The 20,927-nt window shown below is 60.4% G+C and carries 24 protein-coding genes, 1 tRNA gene and 1 pseudogene; 17 read left to right on the top strand and 9 right to left on the bottom strand.

Annotated elements, in window-relative coordinates:
- The first annotated feature begins 4 nt into the window (after positions 1-4).
- The 5 genes from ABIC75_RS02500 to ABIC75_RS02480 all read left to right on the top strand — a co-directional run bounded on the left by ABIC75_RS02500 (position 5) and on the right by ABIC75_RS02480 (position 3,360).
- Entirely contained in the window at positions 5-634 is a 630-nt protein-coding gene (locus ABIC75_RS02500; RefSeq protein ID WP_354012287.1) for a 2-hydroxychromene-2-carboxylate isomerase, read from the top strand.
- 98 nt (positions 635-732) lie between these two features.
- Positions 733-1,311 carry a hypothetical protein gene (locus ABIC75_RS02495; protein WP_354012286.1) on the top strand — a complete coding sequence of 193 codons (579 nt, stop codon included), beginning with the start codon at positions 733-735 and terminating at the stop codon, positions 1,309-1,311.
- A 168-nt stretch (positions 1,312-1,479) separates the two neighbouring features.
- The gene (gene serS, locus ABIC75_RS02490) at positions 1,480-2,760 is read left to right on the top strand and encodes a serine--tRNA ligase (protein WP_354012285.1); all 1,281 of its coding nucleotides are present in this window, start codon (positions 1,480-1,482) and stop codon (positions 2,758-2,760) included.
- A 10-nt stretch (positions 2,761-2,770) separates the two neighbouring features.
- Positions 2,771-3,133: an LrgA gene (locus tag ABIC75_RS02485; protein ID WP_354012284.1), complete on the top strand. Its 363-nt coding sequence runs from the start codon at positions 2,771-2,773 to the stop codon at positions 3,131-3,133.
- A gap of 137 nt (positions 3,134-3,270) precedes the next feature.
- Positions 3,271-3,360, top strand: a tRNA-Ser gene (locus ABIC75_RS02480).
- A 226-nt stretch (positions 3,361-3,586) separates the two neighbouring features.
- On the opposite strand, the gene ABIC75_RS02475 is transcribed toward ABIC75_RS02480, so the two are convergent.
- Entirely contained in the window at positions 3,587-3,874 is a 288-nt protein-coding gene (locus ABIC75_RS02475; protein WP_354012283.1) for a hypothetical protein, read from the bottom strand.
- Between the two features lie 116 nt (positions 3,875-3,990).
- Between ABIC75_RS02475 and ABIC75_RS02470 the strand changes: the two genes are divergently transcribed.
- Both ABIC75_RS02470 and ABIC75_RS02465 read left to right on the top strand, forming a co-directional pair.
- Positions 3,991-5,739, top strand: coding sequence for an RNA-directed DNA polymerase (locus ABIC75_RS02470; RefSeq protein WP_354012282.1), 1,749 nt, complete (start codon positions 3,991-3,993; stop codon positions 5,737-5,739).
- Positions 5,736-6,431 (top strand): hypothetical protein, encoded by a 696-nt coding sequence (locus tag ABIC75_RS02465; RefSeq protein ID WP_354012281.1) that lies wholly within the window; start codon positions 5,736-5,738, stop codon positions 6,429-6,431. The genes ABIC75_RS02470 and ABIC75_RS02465 overlap by 4 nt, the downstream gene beginning before the upstream one ends.
- Before the next feature lie 75 nt (positions 6,432-6,506).
- Here ABIC75_RS02465 and ABIC75_RS02460 read toward each other — a convergent pair whose 3' ends face one another.
- A complete protein-coding gene (locus ABIC75_RS02460; RefSeq protein ID WP_354012280.1) occupies positions 6,507-6,992 on the bottom strand; it encodes a hypothetical protein in 486 nt (161 codons plus the stop codon).
- Between the two features lie 156 nt (positions 6,993-7,148).
- On the bottom strand, positions 7,149-7,463 hold the full coding sequence (locus tag ABIC75_RS02455) for a HigA family addiction module antitoxin (protein WP_354012279.1): 315 nt from the start codon (positions 7,461-7,463) through the stop codon (positions 7,149-7,151).
- Between the two features lie 1,000 nt (positions 7,464-8,463).
- On the opposite strand from ABIC75_RS02455, the gene ABIC75_RS02450 reads away from it, so the two are divergent.
- From ABIC75_RS02450 to ABIC75_RS02440, 4 genes and pseudogenes are all read left to right on the top strand, one after another.
- Positions 8,464-9,000 carry a hypothetical protein gene (locus ABIC75_RS02450; protein ID WP_354012278.1) on the top strand — a complete coding sequence of 179 codons (537 nt, stop codon included), beginning with the start codon at positions 8,464-8,466 and terminating at the stop codon, positions 8,998-9,000.
- 22 nt (positions 9,001-9,022) lie between these two features.
- Positions 9,023-10,282 (top strand): hypothetical protein, encoded by a 1,260-nt coding sequence (locus ABIC75_RS02445; protein WP_354012277.1) that lies wholly within the window; start codon positions 9,023-9,025, stop codon positions 10,280-10,282.
- A gap of 563 nt (positions 10,283-10,845) precedes the next feature.
- Positions 10,846-10,960 (top strand): annotated as a pseudogene (locus tag ABIC75_RS23090) (prepilin-type N-terminal cleavage/methylation domain-containing protein); the annotation flags it as partial.
- A gap of 14 nt (positions 10,961-10,974) precedes the next feature.
- Positions 10,975-11,334 (top strand): pilin, encoded by a 360-nt coding sequence (locus ABIC75_RS02440; protein ID WP_436407880.1) that lies wholly within the window; start codon positions 10,975-10,977, stop codon positions 11,332-11,334.
- A gap of 328 nt (positions 11,335-11,662) precedes the next feature.
- Here the strand turns inward: ABIC75_RS02440 and ABIC75_RS02435 are convergent, their stop codons facing one another.
- The 4 genes from ABIC75_RS02435 to ABIC75_RS02420 all read right to left on the bottom strand — a co-directional run bounded on the left by ABIC75_RS02435 (position 11,663) and on the right by ABIC75_RS02420 (position 14,197).
- A complete protein-coding gene (locus tag ABIC75_RS02435) occupies positions 11,663-12,157 on the bottom strand; it encodes a hypothetical protein (RefSeq protein ID WP_354012275.1) in 495 nt (164 codons plus the stop codon).
- 37 nt (positions 12,158-12,194) lie between these two features.
- Positions 12,195-12,449, bottom strand: coding sequence for a hypothetical protein (locus tag ABIC75_RS02430; RefSeq protein ID WP_354012274.1), 255 nt, complete (start codon positions 12,447-12,449; stop codon positions 12,195-12,197).
- Positions 12,450-12,513: 64 nt separating this feature from the next.
- Positions 12,514-13,080, bottom strand: a complete 567-nt coding sequence (locus tag ABIC75_RS02425; protein ID WP_354012273.1) for a hypothetical protein — start codon at positions 13,078-13,080, stop codon at positions 12,514-12,516.
- 601 nt (positions 13,081-13,681) lie between these two features.
- Complete coding sequence (locus tag ABIC75_RS02420) at positions 13,682-14,197, bottom strand: hypothetical protein (protein ID WP_354012272.1); 516 nt, start codon at positions 14,195-14,197, stop codon at positions 13,682-13,684.
- A gap of 308 nt (positions 14,198-14,505) precedes the next feature.
- Here ABIC75_RS02420 and ABIC75_RS02415 point away from each other — a divergent pair, with 308 nt between their 5' ends.
- A complete protein-coding gene (locus ABIC75_RS02415) occupies positions 14,506-15,258 on the top strand; it encodes a DNA/RNA non-specific endonuclease (RefSeq protein WP_354012271.1) in 753 nt (250 codons plus the stop codon).
- Positions 15,259-15,324: 66 nt separating this feature from the next.
- Here the strand turns inward: ABIC75_RS02415 and ABIC75_RS02410 are convergent, their stop codons facing one another.
- A complete protein-coding gene (locus ABIC75_RS02410; protein ID WP_354012270.1) occupies positions 15,325-15,741 on the bottom strand; it encodes a YeeE/YedE family protein in 417 nt (138 codons plus the stop codon).
- Entirely contained in the window at positions 15,738-16,163 is a 426-nt protein-coding gene (locus ABIC75_RS02405; protein ID WP_354012269.1) for a YeeE/YedE family protein, read from the bottom strand. Before ABIC75_RS02405 ends, ABIC75_RS02410 begins: the two co-directional genes overlap by 4 nt.
- A gap of 131 nt (positions 16,164-16,294) precedes the next feature.
- Here ABIC75_RS02405 and ABIC75_RS02400 point away from each other — a divergent pair, with 131 nt between their 5' ends.
- From ABIC75_RS02400 to ABIC75_RS02380, 5 genes are all read left to right on the top strand, one after another.
- Positions 16,295-16,741, top strand: a complete 447-nt coding sequence (locus ABIC75_RS02400) for a helix-turn-helix transcriptional regulator (protein WP_354012268.1) — start codon at positions 16,295-16,297, stop codon at positions 16,739-16,741.
- Between the two features lie 34 nt (positions 16,742-16,775).
- Positions 16,776-17,186, top strand: coding sequence for a VOC family protein (locus ABIC75_RS02395; RefSeq protein ID WP_354012267.1), 411 nt, complete (start codon positions 16,776-16,778; stop codon positions 17,184-17,186).
- Positions 17,187-17,221: 35 nt separating this feature from the next.
- Positions 17,222-17,707, top strand: a complete 486-nt coding sequence (locus tag ABIC75_RS02390) for a DUF1801 domain-containing protein (RefSeq protein ID WP_354012266.1) — start codon at positions 17,222-17,224, stop codon at positions 17,705-17,707.
- Between the two features lie 315 nt (positions 17,708-18,022).
- Positions 18,023-18,448, top strand: a complete 426-nt coding sequence (locus ABIC75_RS02385; protein ID WP_354012265.1) for a DUF2946 family protein — start codon at positions 18,023-18,025, stop codon at positions 18,446-18,448.
- Positions 18,449-18,612: 164 nt separating this feature from the next.
- Positions 18,613-20,907 carry a TonB-dependent receptor gene (locus ABIC75_RS02380; protein WP_354012264.1) on the top strand — a complete coding sequence of 765 codons (2,295 nt, stop codon included), beginning with the start codon at positions 18,613-18,615 and terminating at the stop codon, positions 20,905-20,907.
- Positions 20,908-20,927: the final 20 nt, after the last annotated feature.

Here is a 20,927-nt window from a genome sequence, read left to right as displayed (position 1 = left end):
TGCGATGTCCGTGACCTGGTATTTCGACTTCATCTCGCCGTTCGCCTGGCTGCAATGGCCCAAGGTGAAAGCGCTGGCCGCTACCCGTGAGGTCACGTTGCGGCCCATCGTGTTCGCCGGCCTGCTTGATCGCCTCGGCCAGAAAGGCCCCGCGGAGATTCCGGGCAAGCGCGAATTCACCTATCGCCATGCGCTGTGGCGTGCGCGCCAGAACGGCCAGTCGCTGCGCTTTCCGCCGACGCATCCGTTCAACCCGCTGGGGGCGTTGCGCCTGTGCATTGCGGCCGGCAGCACGGTGGCGGCGACGGATGCGATCTTCGACTGGATATGGGCGCAGGGAAACGCCGGCGACACCATCGCCGCATTGGCGCCCGTGGCCGAACGCCTCGGCATCGCCGACCCGGCTGCCGCCATTGCCGATGCCGCCGTGAAGGCACAACTGCGCGCCAACTTCGATGCAGCCATCGCCGAAGGCGTATTCGGCGTGCCCACGCTCTCGCTGGATGGCCGCCTGTTCTGGGGCGACGACGCGCACGCGTTCGCGTTGGCGTGCCTGGAAAATCCCGCCCTGTGGGACGAGCCGGAAATGCATCGCCTCGACACGCTGCCCATCGGGGTTGCGCGCACGAGCTGATCCAGCCGCTGTCGCTGCTGCGCAGGACCTTGCGGTGCCCCGCGGAGCCGGCATAGATTCGCCGCACCACCACCGTAGGTATCGAGGGAGAGCGAGCCATGCGAGTACTGGTAGCAGCACTGATGGGCGGCATCGTGATGTTCATCTGGGGCGCCGTGGCGCACATGGCGCTGGGGCTGGGCGATGTCGGCATGCGGCAACCCGTGGCCGAAGACGCCGTGCTCGCCAGCCTGCGTCCGGGCCTGGGCGATCAGGCGGGCGTCTACATCGTTCCCACGGTCGACCCGGCCAAGATGCACGACAAGGCCACCATGGATGCCTATTCGGCCAAGACCAAAGTGTCGCCGTATGCCTTCATGGTCTACATGCCGCAAGGCGACGACCTCTCCGACATGAGCGGCCAGCTGCCACGGCAATGGGCGTCGGACACCTTGTCCGCACTCGCGCTGGCGTTCGTGATGGGCCTGGCCGCCTTCAGCTTCATGACGCGGCTGAGCATTGCGTTGGCCGCCGCGGTATTCGCCTGGCTCAGCACCATGGTTCCCTATTGGAACTGGTACCGCTTCCCCACCAACTTCACCCTGGCCGCGCTGATCGAGCAGGCCGTCGGCTGGCTGCTGGCCGGCGCGGTGATGGCGTGGTGGTTGGGGAGGAATGGAAGGCAGGGGCGCGTGTAGCTGCTGGCGGGGTGCTGGCTTTTTCGCCCGTCATCCCGGCGCACGCCGGGATGACGAGCAAAAAACAGGCCGCGATGCCATCGGTGTCGCACCCCAATCCCCAACATTGCCCCCCAGCCAGCCCCGCAGCGATAATCCAAGGTTCCAAGCCCTTCATCTGGATTGATCATGCTGGACCCCGCACTGCTGCGTTCGCGCCTGGCCGACACCGCCGCGCGCCTCAAGGAGACCCGTGGCTACGAACTCGACGTGGCCGCCATCGAGGCGCTGGAGAGCCAGCGCAAGCAGCTCTCCACGGAGACGCAGGAACTGCAGAACCTGCGCAACACGCGGTCCAAGGCCATTGGCCAGGCCAAGGCCAAGGGTGAAGACGTCGCCCCGCTGATGGCCGAAGTCGCCGGCATCGGCGACAAGCTCAAGGCCAACGAGCACGCGCTGACCGAAGTGCAGGCCAAGCTGGCCGATATCGCGCTGGGCATTCCCAACATCCCGCACGAATCCGTGCCGCTGGGCAACGACGAAACCCAGAACGCCGAACAGTTGCGCTGGGGCACGCCGCGCACGTTCGATTTCGCGGTGAAGGATCACGTGGACCTCGGCGCCCGCCACGGTTGGCTCGATGCCGACGCCGGTTCCAAGCTTTCCGGCGCGCGCTTCACCGTGCTGCGCGGCCAGCTTGCGCACCTGCATCGCGCGCTCGCGCAGTTCATGCTCGACCTGCAGACCGGCGAGCACGGCTACCTTGAATGCAACGTGCCGCTGATCGTCAACGCGGACACCATGAAGGGCACCGGCCAGCTGCCGAAGTTCGAAGAAGACCTGTTCTCCACCGAGGTCAACGAAACCAAGCGCTACCTGATTCCCACGGCCGAAGTCGCGCTCACCAACCTCGTCGCCGACAGCATCGTCGAAGCGGACACGCTGCCCATGCGCCTCACCGCGCACAGCATGTGCTTCCGTGCTGAAGCAGGCAGCTACGGCCGCGACACGCGCGGCATGATCCGCCAGCACCAGTTCGAGAAAGTCGAAATGGTGCAGATCGCCACGCCCGAGCAATCGCATGCGCAGCTCGAAGAAATGGTGAGCCACGCGGAGAAAGTGCTGCAACTGCTGCAACTGCCGTACCGCAAGGTGCTGCTGTGCACGGGCGACATGGGCTTCTCGGCCATCAAGACCTACGACCTGGAAGTGTGGCTGCCCAGCCAGAACACCTATCGCGAAATTTCCTCGTGCTCCAACTGCGGCGACTTCCAGGCCCGCCGCATGCAGGCCCGCTGGCGCAACCCCGCCACCGGCAAGCCGGAACTGGTGCACACGTTGAACGGTTCCGGCCTGGCCGTGGGCCGCACGCTGGTCGCCGTGATGGAGAACTACCAGAACGCCGACGGCTCCATCACCGTGCCCGACGCGCTGCGCCCGTACCTGCGCAACCTCGAACAAATCGCGTGAGGCAGCCGGCATGAGCGCCCAGCGCTGGGACAAGGTGGAACTCGCCGCCAGCTACACCTTGCTGGTGATCCTGGCCACCGAACTGCTCACGCGCCTGGGCCTGGTCACCATGTTCCCCGTGCCCACGGTGGACCTGGTGCTCAGCATCATCGCCACCGTGCTGGTGGTGGGCTCCTTCTGGTTCGCCCGCCACAGCCGCCGCCTGCGCTTCGCCATCATCGCCTTCGCTTCTGCGACGCAACTGGTGCCCATGGTGATCCGCCAGCCCATCCTGCTGCTCCCGCTGCTGGGCGCCGCCATTCCCGTCGCCATCATGCTGTGGGCCATGATTGCCTTGTCGAAAAAAGGGCAGGGCACCGCACCCCATTCCTGATACGATGACGCCCCCTCTCGTCATTCCAGCGAAGGCAGGACGAGCGCGAAGCGCGAAGAACGCCCGAAGGGCGGCCCCGAAGGGGCGAGCGAAGCGAGTAATCCAGCGCCTTAAGGCACGACGCGAGCACAAAACCCGGAGAGATGGCCGAGCGGTTTAAGGCAGCAGTCTTGAAAACTGCCGTAGGTGTAAGCCTACCGTGGGTTCGAATCCCACTCTCTCCGCCAGAAACGAAAACGCCCCCGCCTGGGGGCGTTTTCGTTTCTGATGGAGCGACTGGGTGAGAACCCACTGGTTCGACAAATTTGTCTGGAACAAATTCGGACAGCCGCAGGCTGGCCCCGTAGCGCGAAGCTCGGAGGGGTTGGGTGCATGGATGCACCCAAGAATCCCACCGTTGATACTTGCGACGCTCAGATTGGGCATCTGTGTTTCGATTACGAACTTGCAGACCTAATTATTACCTTTGGCCGGCATGCATTCGAAATGGCTTTCGAATACCTTCCTTGGATAATAAATACGAGGCAGGGGCATGAAACGGACTTTCTTGGCTGCCGCTGCAGCAAGTTTGCCTGCGTCTGCTCGCTTCAGGAACGGGCCAAAGGCAGCCATGAATGCTGCATCGCGGAGAAAGCCGCGCAAAACGGGCTGCACCCAGTTCCTGGTCGGTGCACCACTGAAAAATCGGGGATAGCCCACTGTGACCCTGGCTTTGTTTTCTCCGGCTGCCAGTGTCGTCACACTGGGAGCTTCGACTTAGCCCCCCGTTTTTGGCAACGCGGAAGGGAATCCAATCGTGGGTCAACTTTTTGTCTATAGTTCTTTCTTAATCAGTAAGCATCGGAATTGGAGGGGTTGTGAAGAAAGGTCAGGGACGTACTGAGGGAGGGGATGGTGATGTAATGCCGTCGGCAGCAACAAGCGCAAGGACAAGAAGGTCGAGGGCGGCAGCCTCTAGTTCGACGGTAAAGAAGGTCGAGCATTTCTCAAAATTGTCTTCAGCCATGAAGCAGGCAATGGAGCACGCCCTTGAGAATGTCATACGTTTGGGTGATACCGATGTGTTTCCGAGATCGTTCGAGACCTCCCTACTTACTGACTCGAAAGAGCAAATCCTGGAGTTGCTCGGAAAAATTCACGGCAGCTTCCAAGATATGCTCATCGCTGCGCCGCCTGTGAATGACAAGGTCCTAGCGGCAGTTGGTTACAGCGGATTTCGCGCGGTCACACAAGTTGATCCCGTCTGGAATCTGTACTTGTTGTCCCTCGTTATTTTGCTCGGGCCAGAAATTGAGGTGGCCCGTGTGCCGGTCGAAAAGGGAGTGGTTCACTCGTATCGATTTAGGCGACAAAAGGGCGATGCGCATATTTTTGACGGAGAGATAGGCTGGTTCTCTTTTCAAGAAAGCTGTGAACGTCTGGCAAGAGAGCATAAATTCGTGCTCCTTACTGATATTTCGGATTTCTACCCTCGCATATACCACCATCGTCTCGAGAATGCGCTAAAGAAAGTTACCGCGAATCGCGATGCGGTGAAGCGCGTCATTCGGTTGTTGACCGAGTTCTCAGGAGGAGTCTCTTACGGTCTTCCCGTGGGCGGTCCTGCTGCTAGGTTGTTGAGTGAATTGCTCTTGAACTCAACCGATAGATTGCTGTTGGCCGAAGGCGTTAAGTTTGCTCGATTTGTTGATGATTTCAGACTGTTTGCAAACTCTAGAGAAGAAGCGCACGGACTGCTAGTGATGCTCGCGCAGAAGATGGGTGAGAGTGATGGGCTCTCATTACAAAAGTCCAAGACAAGAATCATGTCAACCGAGGAGTACCTCTCCCACTTCAACATGAAATCAGATGAGACTGAGCGCGGAGACGAGGAGCAGGCCGTCTATCGCAGCTTCATGTCTCTGAAACTTCACTATGATCCATACTCCGAAAGTGCGAATGAGGACTACGAACAATTGCGTGAGTCGCTGAGGCAATTCGATGTCGTTGGGATGCTCGCTAGGGAGATGCGAAAAACCCAGATTGAAGAGAGCTTTATTCGAAAGCTGGTTCGTTCCATCAAGCATTTGCGAACGGAGGCTCGTGCCGCTTCTGTTGTTTCTTTGGCGGATAATCTAGAAATTTTGTCGCCGGTCTTTCCTCTCGTGATGCAGGTATTCGCCAGTGTCGCGTCTGAGCTTAATGAAGTGTCGCGGTCTCGCATGCTCTCCGCGGTAAAGGATCTGTTCCTAGGGAAGTCGCATATCCTTAACGTACCCGTAAATCAAGCTCACGCCATTCGAGTATTGGCATTGGCGCTCGATGAGGAGTCGGAGCAGATCCTTCTTCGGATCTATCAGCAGACTTCCAGTATTGGGGTGAAGCGCGATGTAATCATAGCAATGGCAAATCGCGACTTGGCGTGGTTCGTCTCGGATCGGCGGCGAAACTATCAGAACCTATCATCCTGGGAGAGACGGGCGGTTGTTGCCGCTTCCTACATTCTGGAGGATGAAGGTGATCACTGGCGAAAGAAGCTTACACTTGGGGATTTTGAGTCAATCATTGCTAGCTGGGTTTCGAAGAACAAGGTGGCAAATAACGGCCAGGTAAAGGTTCCGTTGTGATTACAGAGCGCAAGTTTTCCGTATCCTATACCTCGTTGTGGAGGGAGATCACTCCATCTGCAGACAATTTCATTCGCCATATCAACTTGGCGTCTGAGCGATTCGTGCCGCCCTATACAGCTTTATCACCCGCCGAACTCAATGGCCCAGTAAATGAGTCTGCGTTTCGGCTTTCGAGAGAAATTTGGTTAGCTGGTGACGTTGGTCCCGCCAGTGAGGATGGCGTGTGTCGAATCTGGTCGGATGTTTGTAGTTGGTTGGGTGAGGCTCCGCAGGGTAGGTTTGAGTTTTCAGAGGCTGTTCTAACTGATATTCGCGAAGTCGCAACGAGTATCGGTGCATTTCTTCGCATTTCCGGCGGTTCAGAAGTTGTCTTTGAGCCTCCGTTCAGGGGGTGCGGCTCAATTTCAAGTTGCGTTGGTGACTTGATTGTCGGAAGTACGCTGGTTGAGATCAAAGCAGGAGATCGCGGTTTTCGTGCAGTTGACCTTCGACAACTCTTTACCTACGCGGCGCTGGCTAGGTCGGCAGGTGCACCACTAGTTTCTGGGGTGTGTCTTTTGAATCCGCGCTGGGGTGTTGTTTGGCATGGGTCTCTCGACGAGGCGGCTGTTGGCTGCGGTGCCCAGTCTTCCATTGACCTGCTGGATGACATCGTTCGAAACGCCGTTTTGTTAGGAGTATCTCGCTAGCTTTTCGAACGAAACTGGGGTCGAAACTGGGGTCAGAGTGCACTTTTTTTCTGACGGAATCGGCGGTTCAGCTTGTCACTGAGCTCGCAAGCTTCGGAGCTCAATGGCTGGATTGTGAGGCCGGCTAAGCCCTCCGCGCACCGCCGAAAATGTCTTACCACTCTTACTCGTGAGGACTGCCCTGCAGTTGAATGGTTGCCCAGTCGTGCTGAAAAGGTCCGGAGCCTCAGCTTCCCCGAAGTTGCCGAACTCGACCAGAATTTTGGCGGCAGTGAGTTCCGATGGAGTGAAGCCATCCCGAGCCAAAGACGCGAGCAGATACGTCGAGTATTGCGCGATGAGCGCTTTAGCTATTGGCCCCTCTGGCATCGCCACGCCATGCATTAAATCCAGCTCAACGACTGTGTCCGACAGACCTTCAATCTCTCTCTGAATCTGCCCAATACCCCAGTAGCCCAAAACGTCATTGTTTCGGCTTACGAAGGTCCCGACGAGACCATTGGCGATGCTCTTTAGTACACGCGAACTGGGCATACGGATTGGCTTCCATTCGTTATCCATGCAATTTTCGACGGGTCTGCTTTGGATCGATAGCAGACGCCGATTTTCCCTGTCCGTTGTCACAATGCCCGGCCCGGCGCAGATGGGACGGAGGTGGTTGATTCTAGCCTCGGCGCTGAGACTTCACCGCCTCCATCCATTTGTCTGCGCTTGTCCTCAATCAACAAGAGGCCGATAAGCGCGCACAACAGGCTTCGCCCTTTCCAGATCGTACCGCGCCTGAAGTGCAAGCCAGTAGAAGGCGGTGGTGTCGAAGGCGAGGGAAAGGCGGAGTGCGATCTTGGGGGTGATAGGGTGAGTGTCAGCAATGAAGGCTTTTATCTGATTGGAGGGTATGCCGGTGCGACGGGCGAGTCGGGCGGGGTTGAGGGCGTTGGGGATGAGGTAGGCGTGCAGCAGGATGTCGCCGGGGGCTCGCAGCGGTTGCGAGGGGTCCACATCCGAATGCGGGGTGAGGTGGATCAGTTCCATGGTGGTCTTCCCTTGTCGGGCACGGCCGCGCGGCGGATAGGCGCTTACAGCGCTCCGTGTCAGTGAATGCTTAGCAGCGTCGTCGGTGATCGCCAGAGTGCGGCGCATCGCCTTGCCGGCCGATGCGCCGCCACGGCGATCATCGGAGGCGTGTGATGTTCACTCCGGGCTCGTCACCGAGCTGGCGCGCGACCCACTGAAGACAGTGGATGGCGGTCCCAAGATTGGCCGTGACGGCCACGGGAAGCGGCCATGGCAGCGGTCTGCCGGGGAATCCCCGCGCTTGCGCGTCGCGGCACTGCTCGCTATCGACACGCAAACGTGTGAGCGCGAGCACCGCCAAGGCGATGTCACCGCGTGTGCTTAGCATGGGTAAACGCAGAGTTTCGGGCCACGCCGCACGCGTGCGCGACGCGTCGCCAAGTGGCGAAGTGAAAGTGTCGTCAGGGGGAACGGACGAGCGAATGCGTACCGTATGATCGTGGGTAGCCATGATCAACTCTCAGTCAGTTGGTGATGGTTAGCGGGTCGTGGGTGTTCCAAGCACTCACGGCCCGCGCTTCATGACTTGGTGGTCATGGTCACTCGCGAGGCCCTGCCATATGACAGCGCGAGTGACATACCGACCCTAACGAGCACGGTTGTGATCGTCTGCCAGTGTTGGGCGAGATGAGTGTCAGCCGGGCTGCGGGTGAGCGTGACGGCGTCATGCTTGCCGAATGTCAGCACCATCCCTGGAAGACCTGCAGGCAATGCGCGCTCTCAAAAGCGCGAGTGAACATGCGCACCCTTGGTCATTTCGCGATAGGCCAGCCATCAGCCGTTGGGCTGCATCTGATAGACCATTCGGTCAATTGTTCCCCTCATCGCTCCACCGGATATTGCCGTCCGGCGTGCGCGGGGGCATGGCAAGCCATGTGACCTTCGTCCGATCTCCTCGCGACGCCCGCCCACTCCCTGTGCTGTAGCGGAAGCAGACACCTCAATCAGGAGACATCGCGTGGCCACCGATATGGTTCTCGATTACGAAGGCGAGGAATGGATTGGTCTTGAGGCGACGAGGGTGAAGACCACGGCGTCCGACTTCATCATGGATTGTCCCACCCGGCATGAAGGGAAGCCCGGGTTACGCCGTGCATTGGTGCATGACCAGAGCGACGGCCTCACCATCAACTATGGAAATGATTACCCCGGTGGCGTCACGCTCAACGACGCGCAGGTACAGCTGAAAGTTCATCTTCACATTGGCCGCGTTCCGGCACTGCCACGTCATGCGGTAGTGGGCGAACTCTACGCGGTCAATTGCATGCCGATGGAAGCCGAGCTGCGCGAATCCGCATTGACCAGTATTGCCCAGGCCATGAGTGGCGAGGGCAGGGCGAAGACGCCGCTCAATCGCGTACTGGCGATGGCGCGCGACACCATCGCGAGTTCGCAGCCGGACATTTCCCTATGGCTGTGCATTGGCACCGATTCGCTGGGGCTGGCCCGTTGGCAGCGTATCGCCTTGACGGACGTTGTCGTCGGCACGCTGTGATTCCTGCGACGGGAGAAATGCGATGACAACAATCCATCTGCGGGACGAAGTGGGTTCGCGCGTCAGTTCGCTGCGTAGCGTTGGCACGGGTCTGGGATGCACGTTCCCCATGTCATTGCGTGACCTGGTGGCACGCAATGCACGGCCGGTGAAATTTTCCCAGACCATCACCACGCGCGAGGCGCTGGGCGGCAAGCACTTTCTGGAGATCCATCGCGACGGTAGCTATTACTACTCCGGCTATCTCAGGGCGACGGGATGGCCATCGTTTTCAGTATCGGTGGTCTCCGCGCTTGGCATCACCATTTCAACGGCGGGCGGCGATTCGTCCCTGCAATTGGGTTTCAACGCGCAAGGCGAGGCACACGGCACTGATGAGGTAGGCGAGCGCCAATTCGAGTGGCATCAGCATGGAACGAACCAGACCATTGCGGATTTCTGGCCTGCCTTCAAGGAAGGTACCTGGCAGGCGCACGTTGAATACAAGTCGAATTATCTCGGCGTGATTGGCGACATCGGTAGCTGGCTCGGTGCCATCGTGGCGATGGGAACATTGCTGGGCCCCACGGGCGCTGCCATTGCCATAGCGGGTGACGCCGCCGGGCTTGCCGATGCCAATGAGTTGATTGTTCCGGGTCTGATCGGCGTGGCGTTTGCATCCGGTGTGGCTTTCCTGGTGTCGCCGGGCTTGCTGATTCCTGCATTCCTGGTGGGTGCTGCGATAACGCCAGCGCTGATCAAGCAAAGGAAGCTAGAGCCATTCGAATGCGCGTTCGCAGATCAGGTGTTCGGCGGGAAGATTCCGTACGATCGAATTCTCTTGACCAACATGAGCGGCTTTGACGGGCACGGTTTTACCGTTCCGGGTCCAGGCGATGTGATCTTGGTCAATATGGGCGAGGGCTACGAGCATCCCACGACGTGGGCCTTCAACGCGTCAGGCGACTCCGCTCGCGCGCCCGGTCACCTCTTCATGCACGAACTGACCCACGCATGGCAGATCGCCCACGACAGCTTCACGCCGATCCTCTACTGCGAAGCAGTTCGCGAACAAGCCTGGGCGCTCTACGACCGGCCGGCCGTTTACCGCTATGGCGCGGCAGGAAAACGCTGGAGCGACTATCGTGTGGAACAGCAGGCCAGCATCGTCGCCGACTGGTTTGCCGGCAAGTTCGACCCTCGCGGCCCCGTGAGGCCGCAACAAGCGTTCGAGCCCATGGATGAGATGTCCAATCCTTTCTGGCCCTACATTCGTGACAACATTCGTGGCGGAATTACCTGAGGCATTTCGCGTCGCTTGTTCTCGGGTGGAGGCGGGCCAGGGTTCGAGCCTTGAAGGCCATGTCGCGAGCAAACGCGCCAAAACGTAGTGACGAGAAGCCGCCAATTCATCCTCGGGTATATCCAGCGAAGACAGTGTCATTCGCTTGTAATCTTTGAACGTCACGAAGGCTTCGTGCTGCCACGACCCCGAGTCACCGGGCCTTGGTTTCCTGAAGTCGTCCAGCACAATCCGCAGGCGGCCATCGCGCGGTCTCAACAGGCTACTCGCCACGCCGCGTTCAACCCGTTCGGCGGCACTTCTGCCGGAAATCGCACGGCAGCCTCAATCAACTCGGGGGGCCTGTGAGCAGGGGTTGAGCCGCCATGTTTCGCTGTTGGCAGGCCAGCTTGAAAACCCTGATTCTGCCGCCGCTCATCGTCATCTGGAGGGCGACTTTTAGACATAAGATCAGCCACATATCACCGAAAGTTGTGCGCCGCATCTTCATTTCACTTGGTCCATGAGTGCAAACTTACGGTTCTACGCATTAGTTTTCGTTTGCTGGTCTACAGGGGGCCACCATGAAGAACTTGCAGAAGGGTTTTACGTTAATCGAGTTGATGATTGTGGTTGCGATCATTGCGATCCTTGCCGCCATCGCCATACCGCAATACCAGACCTACGTCATCAAGTCGCAGGTAACACGAGCCATGAGCGAAGCCAGCGACGCCAGGGTACTTGTGGAAGACTGCGCAACCAGTGGCAAGGTCCAGTTGGGAACCTCCCAGGGGCAGTGCGACACGTCCCCCATCGTTGGTTCGGACATTCTTCAAGGAGCGTCACAGAGTGGGCCGGCGCTACCGGCCGGCATGGGCGTACCGCATATCCAGCTTCCGCAGGACGCAGCGGGCCAAGGCAAAGTCGAAGCCCAACTTGGCAATCACGTCCAATCCCGCATAGACGGAGGCATGATTACCTGGATTCGCGATACCAATGGCAGCTGGAGCTGCACGGTGGATGCAAAAATTGGCGCCAAGTACGCCCCGGCAGGCTGCCCGTTCGTGCCCTGATACGCCGGCTCTTGGTGTCGACTTCCATCAGTTCAATGCCACGAATAACCAGAAGCCGCCGTATCGTTTAGCATCCGAAATTCGGCGGGCGCTAGCCCGCCAAGGCTGCCATGGGGCGCGTCCCCCATGGCCCTAGTCCCTCGGGAACGGGGACATCAATGTGCCGCCCGCCGCCAACATCAATCGTTGTCTCTCCCTCAGACTCTGGGCGAAACGATCATCAGCAGGGTTAGTGCGGACTGGGCGAGATAGGCGATCACAGACGCTGCCTGTGTCTGAAGTTCGAGATGGTTGGATGTCTGTTTCTGGTCGGAGGTGGACATTCCGCTTACGGCCTGCGCCCGACGATTGACTGGGCTACCTGATCGAAATCAGTAACAAGACCCGATACGTTGATCCTCGTGCCATCGCGTAGTTCGAGTCTCAACTCGGCTCCTCGCCCGCACTCCAACTCAAAATGGGCAATGTCGGCCAGGTCGAAGTGGTGCTTGCGAAACGCCCCGACGGTTACTCTCGATCCTTCGATAGTCAACCGGTAGCGTCTGAAGTAAAACGCTGCAACGAGCGGCAAGAATGCAAAGACACCAAAAGCAATGAGCGCCGAGTCGTGATCGCCGGTGACGCCGGGCCAAAACGGAACGCTGGTAAAGAACGCCGACGCAAATAGGAAGAGATATAGGTAAACGGACGGGAATTCGTAGACGCCGACTTGGCTCATCTCCTGATGATGCTCCCTGGCGCCAAAGGCCATCAGCACAGATGTGGTCAGCGATACGACAACCGGTGTCATTGGTGCCAAGTTCACGGTGATCCCCTCAATCATCCATTCCCGCGGGAATGTCCGCAGTCGGAAGCGGGCATTAGACCATCGGTGTCAGATCATCAGGAAACTGGGATGCCCATTCCCATTCGGCATCGTCCAAACCTCGCGCGCTTCGTCGCCACGCCCTGTTCAGGTGTGCAAACACGTGTCCTAGCTCTGCGCGAAGCTCGGGCTCGCCATAGTCCAGATCTTCCTTGAGGTTCTTGATCAGGTCTTCGAGATGCTCTCGAGCTTCGTCGAGTTCATCCACGAACGCGGCCCACTCGACGTACTGAAGCTGCCTATCGATCATCGGATGAGATCCATCTTGTTGCCTTGGGTTTGGTTATGTCTGCTATGGGTCGGAGCCGAACTCGCTACAGGTTCAGTCCTGGAAAATATTCCTCGATCCAGCCCCGCAGCTCTGCCTCTCTATGGGCGAGCATTGGCTTGCCTAGCTTTAGGTCAAACACGCTTAGATGTTTTCCTTGCCGCACACGGACCAGTAGCACCTTCATTTTGGCTTCTACCCAACCAACAGAGGACGCGGTGCCATATGTATAGAAGTCCAGGAGCCGAAGGCAGAACGAGCGATCCACAACGCCAACGGACCGAAGCACGGCATCGAGCTCTTCGTTCCATTTTTGAGCCTCGTCCATCGACTTCGGTTCCTGTCGCGTGTATTGGCCATACATATCTTGTCCAGTCAGCTCGTTTGCCTGGCGAAGGACATTTTCAATAGCGTCGTATTCGGGGCCGAAGTCCATCTTCCTGCTTGCCATGCCCATGCAAATTGATCGAAGTTCGGCTGTCAGATCAAGGATCGCTTGTCGCACCGCGGGGTCAAGCATCCGTCCAGATGTAGAGACCCTGGCCAACTGCAGCGCTTCCGCAAATGCTCCAAGCTCGACCTTCTCGCTAATTTTTCGCGCAAGCTCACTCATGTGGATCCCTCAACTGTTGAAACGGCCTGAGGTCTGCTTTGGGTCGGAAGCGGACGTAACCCTTAGCCCATGAATTTGACCACCAGTCCAAAGGCGCCAGCACATGCATAGGCTGCCGCAAAGACGAGAAGGCCCCTAAGCGCGAGTCGCCGGGAGCAACGACCTGCTTCGCTGAGCAAGTCAGGCCGCACCATTGCATTCATCGGGTTCCAGAGGGTGGCGCGAGAGTACGCCACCCCTCGCTGCTCAAACTGGAAGGTCATGCGGACTGAGAAGAAAAGCGCCCAGATCAGAGCTCCTCCTCCTACGGCGCATAACCCGGCAAATAGTCCCGCTAGGGCATATCCCAAAACTGTCATCTGCTCCCCATTCGAAGCTCGCTTCATTCTCGCCCGACTAGGCCCGCTTCGGGTCGAAAGCAGACCTTTCAATCAAGATAAGTCCAGCTTTGAGCTCCGTCGAAGCGACGCACCTTGAAGCCTGTCGCCGACGAAGTATTAAAGTTACGCATATTGATCCGAAGCTTGGGCTCGTCCTGGGGCTGATGGGCTCCCAATGAATCACGCACCCGCAGATTGCGCAGTGACACCTTTTCCAGGCGCTAGCTCTTCGGCGACTTGGTCACGATCTCCGCGATGAAGCTCTTCGCGCAAAACGCGGGATCCATGGAGATCCCGATCGCGATCCGGACGCCATCCGCTTCATGCGTCAGGTATCGGCGCGCGTGGTCGGCGGGTGCAAGGGGGACGTCATACAGGCCGTCTGCGGTGTAGCGCGTCTGAAGGGGCGTGGCGTCGATGCAGCCCGATGGGTCGGTGACGACCTCAGCGAATTGGGGAACGCCGGCCTGGGTCGTCGCAACACGAATTTCGCTCACGCTGACGCCGATGTATGTGCCGGCCGGAAAGGTGATCTGAGTGCCGTGTGAAGATCCCGGTGATTCGCTCCCCAGGCTCGAGGCGATTTCTGCCGCGGACATGACCTGGCGACCTTTGACCATGTCCGCCGCGCGGTCAAACAGATCGGTGCTGGCCGTGGGGGCGTTGCCCGCCAGGGCGGCGCTGGTAAAAGCAGCCCCGGCCGTGACGGCCATCATCCATTGCTTGACTGAAAACATAGACGCTCCGCTCTGCGAAAAGCCGCAGGATACCGGCAATGGCGGCCGGATACCGCGCCTCTTCGCTGCCGTTATCCAAAATGGTGGCTGGCCAATGGAAGGGGCGTGTTTGTGCTGCCGATCTCGCTGACGTTCTCTCGGCGTTTGTCTAGTGCAACCCCGCCCTTGCTGGCTGATAAGCGAAGCCATCTCCGGCGCGAAGTGACCGAACGCACAAGACGCGCCGCAAGTATTTGCACTCACCGCAACGTCACCGCGCTGACATGCGCAATGACTAGGTTCCCCGCACCACTCTTCTGGGGAACAACATGTCGCGCGTTGGCTCTTGGCTGTTTGCGGTCTGCTTCTTTGTTTCCGGCGGTGCGTTTGCCGGCACGGCTTGTCCGAATTTCTTTGTCGCGGGCAAGGCGCCTGCGCTGGATGCATCGTTGTTGAGTCGTACGACGGAGGTGTGTCATACCGAGTACGTGTTGTTTGCCTCGGGCGTGACGAAGGGTCCGCTGTATTCGGCGGAGCATTTGACGGCGGCGCAGATTGCGGGCGCCAACTCGATCAGCCGCGATGGTTCCTGGCATCAGGAAACCGGCATCCCGACGGCGGATCGTTCGCAGTCGTCGGACTATACGAACAGCGGCTACGACCGTGGCCATATGACGCCGGCGGGCGATCCCTCGACGATTGCGTCCGAGGACGAGACGTTCTCGATGGCGAACGTGGTGCCGCAGCTGCATGTGTTGAATGCGGGCGAGTGGGAAAAGATCGAGGATTCCGTGCGCAATCTGGCGACGCAGCTGGGCGAGATCTACGTGGTGACGGGTCCGGCGTTCGCCACGGATTCGGTGCCGACCATCGGCAAGGACGCGGTGGCCGTGCCTGCGTACACGTGGAAGGCCGTGTACGAGCCGGGCGTGGGTGCGGCGGCGTTCCTGTGCACCAACGTCACCAACTACACCTGCGCCGTGGTGTCGCTGGATGACGTGAAGACCATGTCCGGCGTGGATCCGTTCCCGTCGCTGTCTTCATCGATGAAGTCGAATCCGATCCATTTGACGCTGCCCTGATTCGTCAGGGAAAGAAGCAGGTCAATGATATGGGGTGAGGCGGCTTGCTCGCCCCGTTTGCATTGATCACCGTGCGGGCGTGGGCACGCGTGTGCCAAGCCACCAGCCCAGCGCCATGGTGAGCACCAGAATCCACACTGATGCGTAGCCGCCGCTCAGCGATGCCAGTGCCGGCCCCGGGCAGTAACCGGCGATGCCCCAGCCGATGCCGAACAGCAATGCGCCAAGCACCAGGCGCGTGTCGATGCGTGTTGCGTCAGGCACGTGGAATGCGTCGCCGAACCATGGGCCGGAACGGCGCCACACCAGGCGATAACCAATGGCCGTGGTGAGCACGGCGCCGACCATCACGAACAAAAGGCGAGGGTTCCAGGCGCCGGTGATATCCAGAAAGCCGAGCACAACGGAGGGCTCGGTCATGCCTCCCAGGCTGAGGCCCAGTCCAAACAACAGGCCGGCGAGCAGTGCGGTGCTCATCTTCATGCGCCCACGCCTCCCAGCAGATGTCGAATGACGAAGACGGTGGCCATGCCGGCGACGACGAAGAAAACCGTTGCCAGCAACGAGCGCCGCGACAGCCGGGCCAAGCCACACACGCCGTGACCGCTGGTGCAGCCGCTGCCGATGCGGGTGCCAAGGCCAACCAGCAATCCTGCCGCCGCCATCCAGGGCCACGAGACCACCGGAGCGCCGATGGCGTTCTCGCCTCGCAACAGCGATAGCAGCCACGGCGCTGCGACAAGGCCCAACAGGAAAACGATGCGCCAGCCCTGGTCGCGCACACCTGTGAGCAGGCTGCTGGCGATGCCACTGATGCCGGCAATGCGACCCATCGACGCCATCAGCAACACGGCGGACAGCCCGATCATCACGCCGCCAATGAGGGAGGAGATCCAAGGGTGCATGTGAACACCGTCACCGGGATGTGCGATGCATCGAATATAGGCCGCTGCGGTGCCGGAATGCCAGTCGTCGACACAACGTCGACCGGGCGGCTCGGCTTGAGCGCTCCAGCCACGCGTGCCACGATCGGAAGGTGACCACGTCCACCGAAGCCCAAAACCTCCGCGACCTGGCCCGCCTCCGCCGCGTGCGCGACCGCATCGACCGCGAGTACGCGCAGCCGCTGGACGTGGAGGCCTTGGCGCGTGGCGTGCATATGTCCGCCGGGCATCTGAGCCGGCAGTTTCGCGCGGCGTATGGCGAGTCGCCGTATTCGTATCTGATGACGCGCCGCATCGAGCGGGCGATGGCGTTGTTGCGGCGGGGTGATCTCAGCGTTACTGATGTCTGTTTCACGGTGGGTTGCGCGTCGCTGGGTACGTTCACCACGCGGTTCACGGAGTTGGTAGGCATGTCGCCGGGTGTCTATAAGCGGAAGGAAGCGCAGGCCACGGCAGGTATTCCATCGTGCGTGGCCAAGCAGGTGACGCGACCGGTCAGGAATCGAGAAGTTTCGGCGAGGGATGCCGATCTAGACTGAGTTCATGGATTTCACCACCACTGAGAGGCATGCCATGGACATCACGATTCACTCCAGCTTTCTTCCGCAGAACGACCCGGACGCGGCGCTGGCCTTCTATCGCGACACGCTCGGTTTCGAGGTGCGCAACGACGTGGGCTACGGCGGCAAACGCTGGATCACGGTGGGGCCGGCGGGGCAGCCGGGCATCAACGTGGTGCTGTATCCGCCGGAGGCGAGCCCCGGCATTACCGATGACGAGCGCCGCACCATCGCGGAGATGATGGCCAAGGGCACCTTCGGCATCATTCTGCTGGCGACACACGATCTGGCTGGGGCGTTCGAGAAGCTGCAGGCGAGCGATGCGGATATCGTGCAGGAGCCGACCGATCAGCCATATGACGTGCGCGATTGCGCGGTGCGCGATCCCGCCGGCAACATGATTCGTATCCAGCAGCTGCGCTGAAACGCAGGCAGCGAAACCACGATCGGGAGCATCCCATGAATCCATCGGAACGCATCGACGAGCTGATCGAAGGCATCACGGATTGGCGTGGCAAGACGCTCGCCGACGTGCGCAAAGCCATCCTCGATGCCGACAAGGCCATCGTGGAGGAATGGAAGTGGATGGGCAGCCCCACGTGGTATCGCGACGGCATTATCGCGGTGGCCAATGCACACAAGGAGAAGGTGAAGATCACCTTCTCGCATGGCGCAAAGCTGGAAGACCCGGACAAGCTCTTCAACAATGGTTTGGACGGCAGCACATGGCGCGCCATCGATCTGCTTGAGGGCGACAAGGTCAACAAGGCGGCGTTGAAGAAACTGGTGAAGGCGGCCATCGCGTACAACCAGGCGAAGCTCAAGAAGAGTGCGCCTGCGGCGGCTAGGAAAACGGCGAAGCCGGCCGCCAAGTCGGCGGCCAAAAGTGCGCGCAAATCAGCGAGCAAATCAGTAGCCAAGAAGGCGGGCAAGCGCACGGCGTAATGGTTGTCCGCTGTCGTGAACGGGCATGGAGTGTGGCTTCGAACCCGCTAAGTCGCGGCGAATTCAGGCGCCGAAGCGCGCCGCAAGGCATTGGAGTGTTTCTCTCCGTGCGGCTTTGCGGATGGAGCCGCGTCGTGTCTGATTGCCCCGCGCAGGAATAAAGCGCCCCACGCGCCGGTATTCACCGGGTACGCCGCGTGACGCCACGCCGCAGCATGTTTGGCGTGCGATTGGCGCCGCTCCATGCGATCATCTCTGGAGCGTACTCAAGGGTTGGGAAGCAGTTTGAATCGGGGCAGGACATCACGGCGTTTGGTGGCATGGTTGGCAGTGGCCGCCATGTGGCTGCTGGTGGCCGCGCCCACGGTTTCCCGCGTGCTTCCGAGCCTGCTGTCGTCCGATCTTGGCGCCTGGTGCGTTGGGCACGGTGCCGCCGAGAACCATGCGTCCATGCCTGGCATGGACGAGATGGCCGACATGCCCGACAAGCCCGGCATGGTTCATACCGCGGGCATGCCCGGCATGCCGGATATGCCGGGCGACCCCACCCAGCACATGGACCAGTGCGGCTACTGCGTCATGCTGGCCCATACGCCGCTGTTGTCGGGCGCGCTGGTTGCTCTTCTTCTTGCTGCACCGTTGCCGGCCGTGGCGCCGGTGTCGCGCACCAGCGTGGCGTGGCAGGCCCAGCCTGTTCTCAGCGCAGATCCGCGGGGACCGCCGTCCATCCAGCTCGGATGACGGCTTGATGGTGGGCGCAAGCATTGCGCGCCTGCCCACATCGACAGCAATCACAGGGGATGGCGTGTGGCGCGCGGGATCGCGTGGCCGTGCCAGCGTTCCCGTGCTTGCCTGTTCTCCAGTCATGCGTCGCGTGCGGCGCTGATCAAAACGGATTTCTTGTCATGCGCTTTTCTCTCCTGAGCGGAGCGGCCCTTGGATGGCCGCTGACGCTGCTTGCTTCATCCATCGCCTGGGCACAGAGCGGGCCCAGTGCTCCACCGGACGCGCCGATTCCGGAAAGCGACGTCACCAGTCTCGGCGCGGTGAAGGTCACCGCCGCTGCGCAGCAACTGGCGGCGCCGGGCTTTCCCGCCACGCTGGCCTCGGTGCCTTCCGAGCGGGTCGAGGCCACGATCAATGCGGTGGACGTTGAAGATGCCGCGAAGTATTTGCCCAGCATCTTCATCCGCAAGCGCAACTACGGCGACACGCAGCCGGTGCTGGCCACGCGCACCTGGGGTTTGAATTCCAGTGCGCGCACGCTGGTCTATGTCGATGACATTCCCATTTCGGCGTTGATTGCGAACAACAACACCATTGGCGCGCCGCGCTGGGGCATCACGTCGCCCGAAGCCATCGACCATATCGACATGATGTACGGGCCGTTCTCGGCGGCTTACGCGGGCAATTCGATGGGCGGCGTGATGCACATCGTCACGCGCATGCCCGAGAAAACCGAGGTGACCATCAAGCAGACCGAAGCGGTGCAGTCGTTCGACCTGTACGGTACGCACGACAATTTCAGCACGAGCCAGACCAGCCTCACGGCGGGCGGGCGCAGCGGCAAGCTGGGTTGGTTCTTCGGCGCGAGCGCGATGAACAGCTTCAGCCAGCCGCTGTCGATCATCACCGGCAGCAACACGCCGGCCGGTACCAGCGGCACGGTGCCGGCGTTGAACAAGATGGGGCAGGTGGCGAACGTGTACGGCGCCGGTGGGCTGCTGCACACGCGCGTGCTCGATCTCAACGGTGAGCTGAGCTACGACATCACGCCGCAATGGAAAGTCACTTACCTGGTGGGTTACTGGAGCAACCACGGCGAGTCGAGCACCGATACGTATCTTACGAATGCTGCCGGTGATCCGACCTACGGCAAGGTGGCGGGCTTCGCCAGCAACACTTACCAACTCAGCGCGCATCACCTCATGCAGGGGCTGTCGTTGAAGTCGGATACCAAGGGCGACTACGACGCGTCATTCGTCGTCACGCACTATGCCTTCCTCAAGGACAACCAGTGGCAGCCGGCAGGCGTCACCACAGGCACAAACGTAACCACCAACGGCCGGCTGGCGAGCTACGGTGGCACGCAGTGGTCCACGGCCGATGCCACCGGCATCTGGCGTCCGCTTGGTGTTGACGGCGGGCAGGAAGTGTCCGTCGGCGCGCATGCCGACCAGTACGAGCTGGCCAACCCCACCACCAACCTCAGCAACTGGCAGGACCCGGACAGCCTCACCACGCTGTTTTCCACCGGTCGCGGCAAGACGCAGACGCAGGCGCTGTGGCTGCAGGATCAGTGGTGTTTCGCGCCACAGTGGATGCTCACGCTGGGCGGTCGCTACGAATGGTGGAAGGCCAGCGATGGCTACAACTTCAGCGGCAAGACGGCCGTGCAGCAGCCGGTGGAGAAGGCCGACGGTTTCTCGCCCAAGGCCACGCTGCAATGGAACGTGGCCGCCAACTGGCGCATCACCGGCTCGCTGGCCAAGGCCATCCGTTTCCCGACCGTGGGCGAGCTTTACCAGCTGGTGTCCACCGGCTCCACGTACAGCGTGCCCAACCCGGATCTGAAACCGGAAACGGCGCGCAGCGGCGAACTGGCCGTGGAGCACGCCATCGACCAGGGCATGCTTCGCGTGTCGCTGTTCCAGGAGAACACCAAGGACGCACTCGTTGCGCAAACGTCCTCGCTGCCCAACGTGGCCGTGCCGGTGATCTACGTGATGAACGTGGGCGAGTTGCGCAACCGCGGCATCGAGCTGGTGGCGCAGAAGGACAACGTGCTGGTGAAGGGCCTGGAGCTTTCGGGCAGCGTGACGTTCGTCGACTCCACCATCCTCTCGAACGACAGCTTTGTCAGCACCACGGGCACCAGCTCGCAAGGCAAGCATGCGCCGTACGTGCCGCGCTGGCGTGCCACGGCAGTGGCAACGTATCGACCCGATGCGCATTGGGCGTTCACGCTGGCCGGGCGTTACAGCGGGCGGCAGTTCTCCACGCTCGACAACTCGGACAACACGCCGCACGTCTTCGGCGCGTTCGACAAGTTCACGGTGTTCGACGTGCGCGCGCACTACCAGATCAACGAGCATCTCGCGGCATCGTTCGGCATCGACAACCTCACCAACGAGAAGTACTACCTGTACCACCCGTTTCCGCAGCGCACGTATGTGGCCGACCTGAAGCTGAGTCTTTGATGTTGGCGCTCCTGCCGCTT

Source organism: Dyella japonica (assembly GCF_040545895.1).
In the GTDB taxonomy this organism is placed as follows: domain Bacteria; phylum Pseudomonadota; class Gammaproteobacteria; order Xanthomonadales; family Rhodanobacteraceae; genus Dyella; species Dyella japonica_D.
This window is presented reverse-complemented; position numbering and strand designations above follow the sequence as displayed.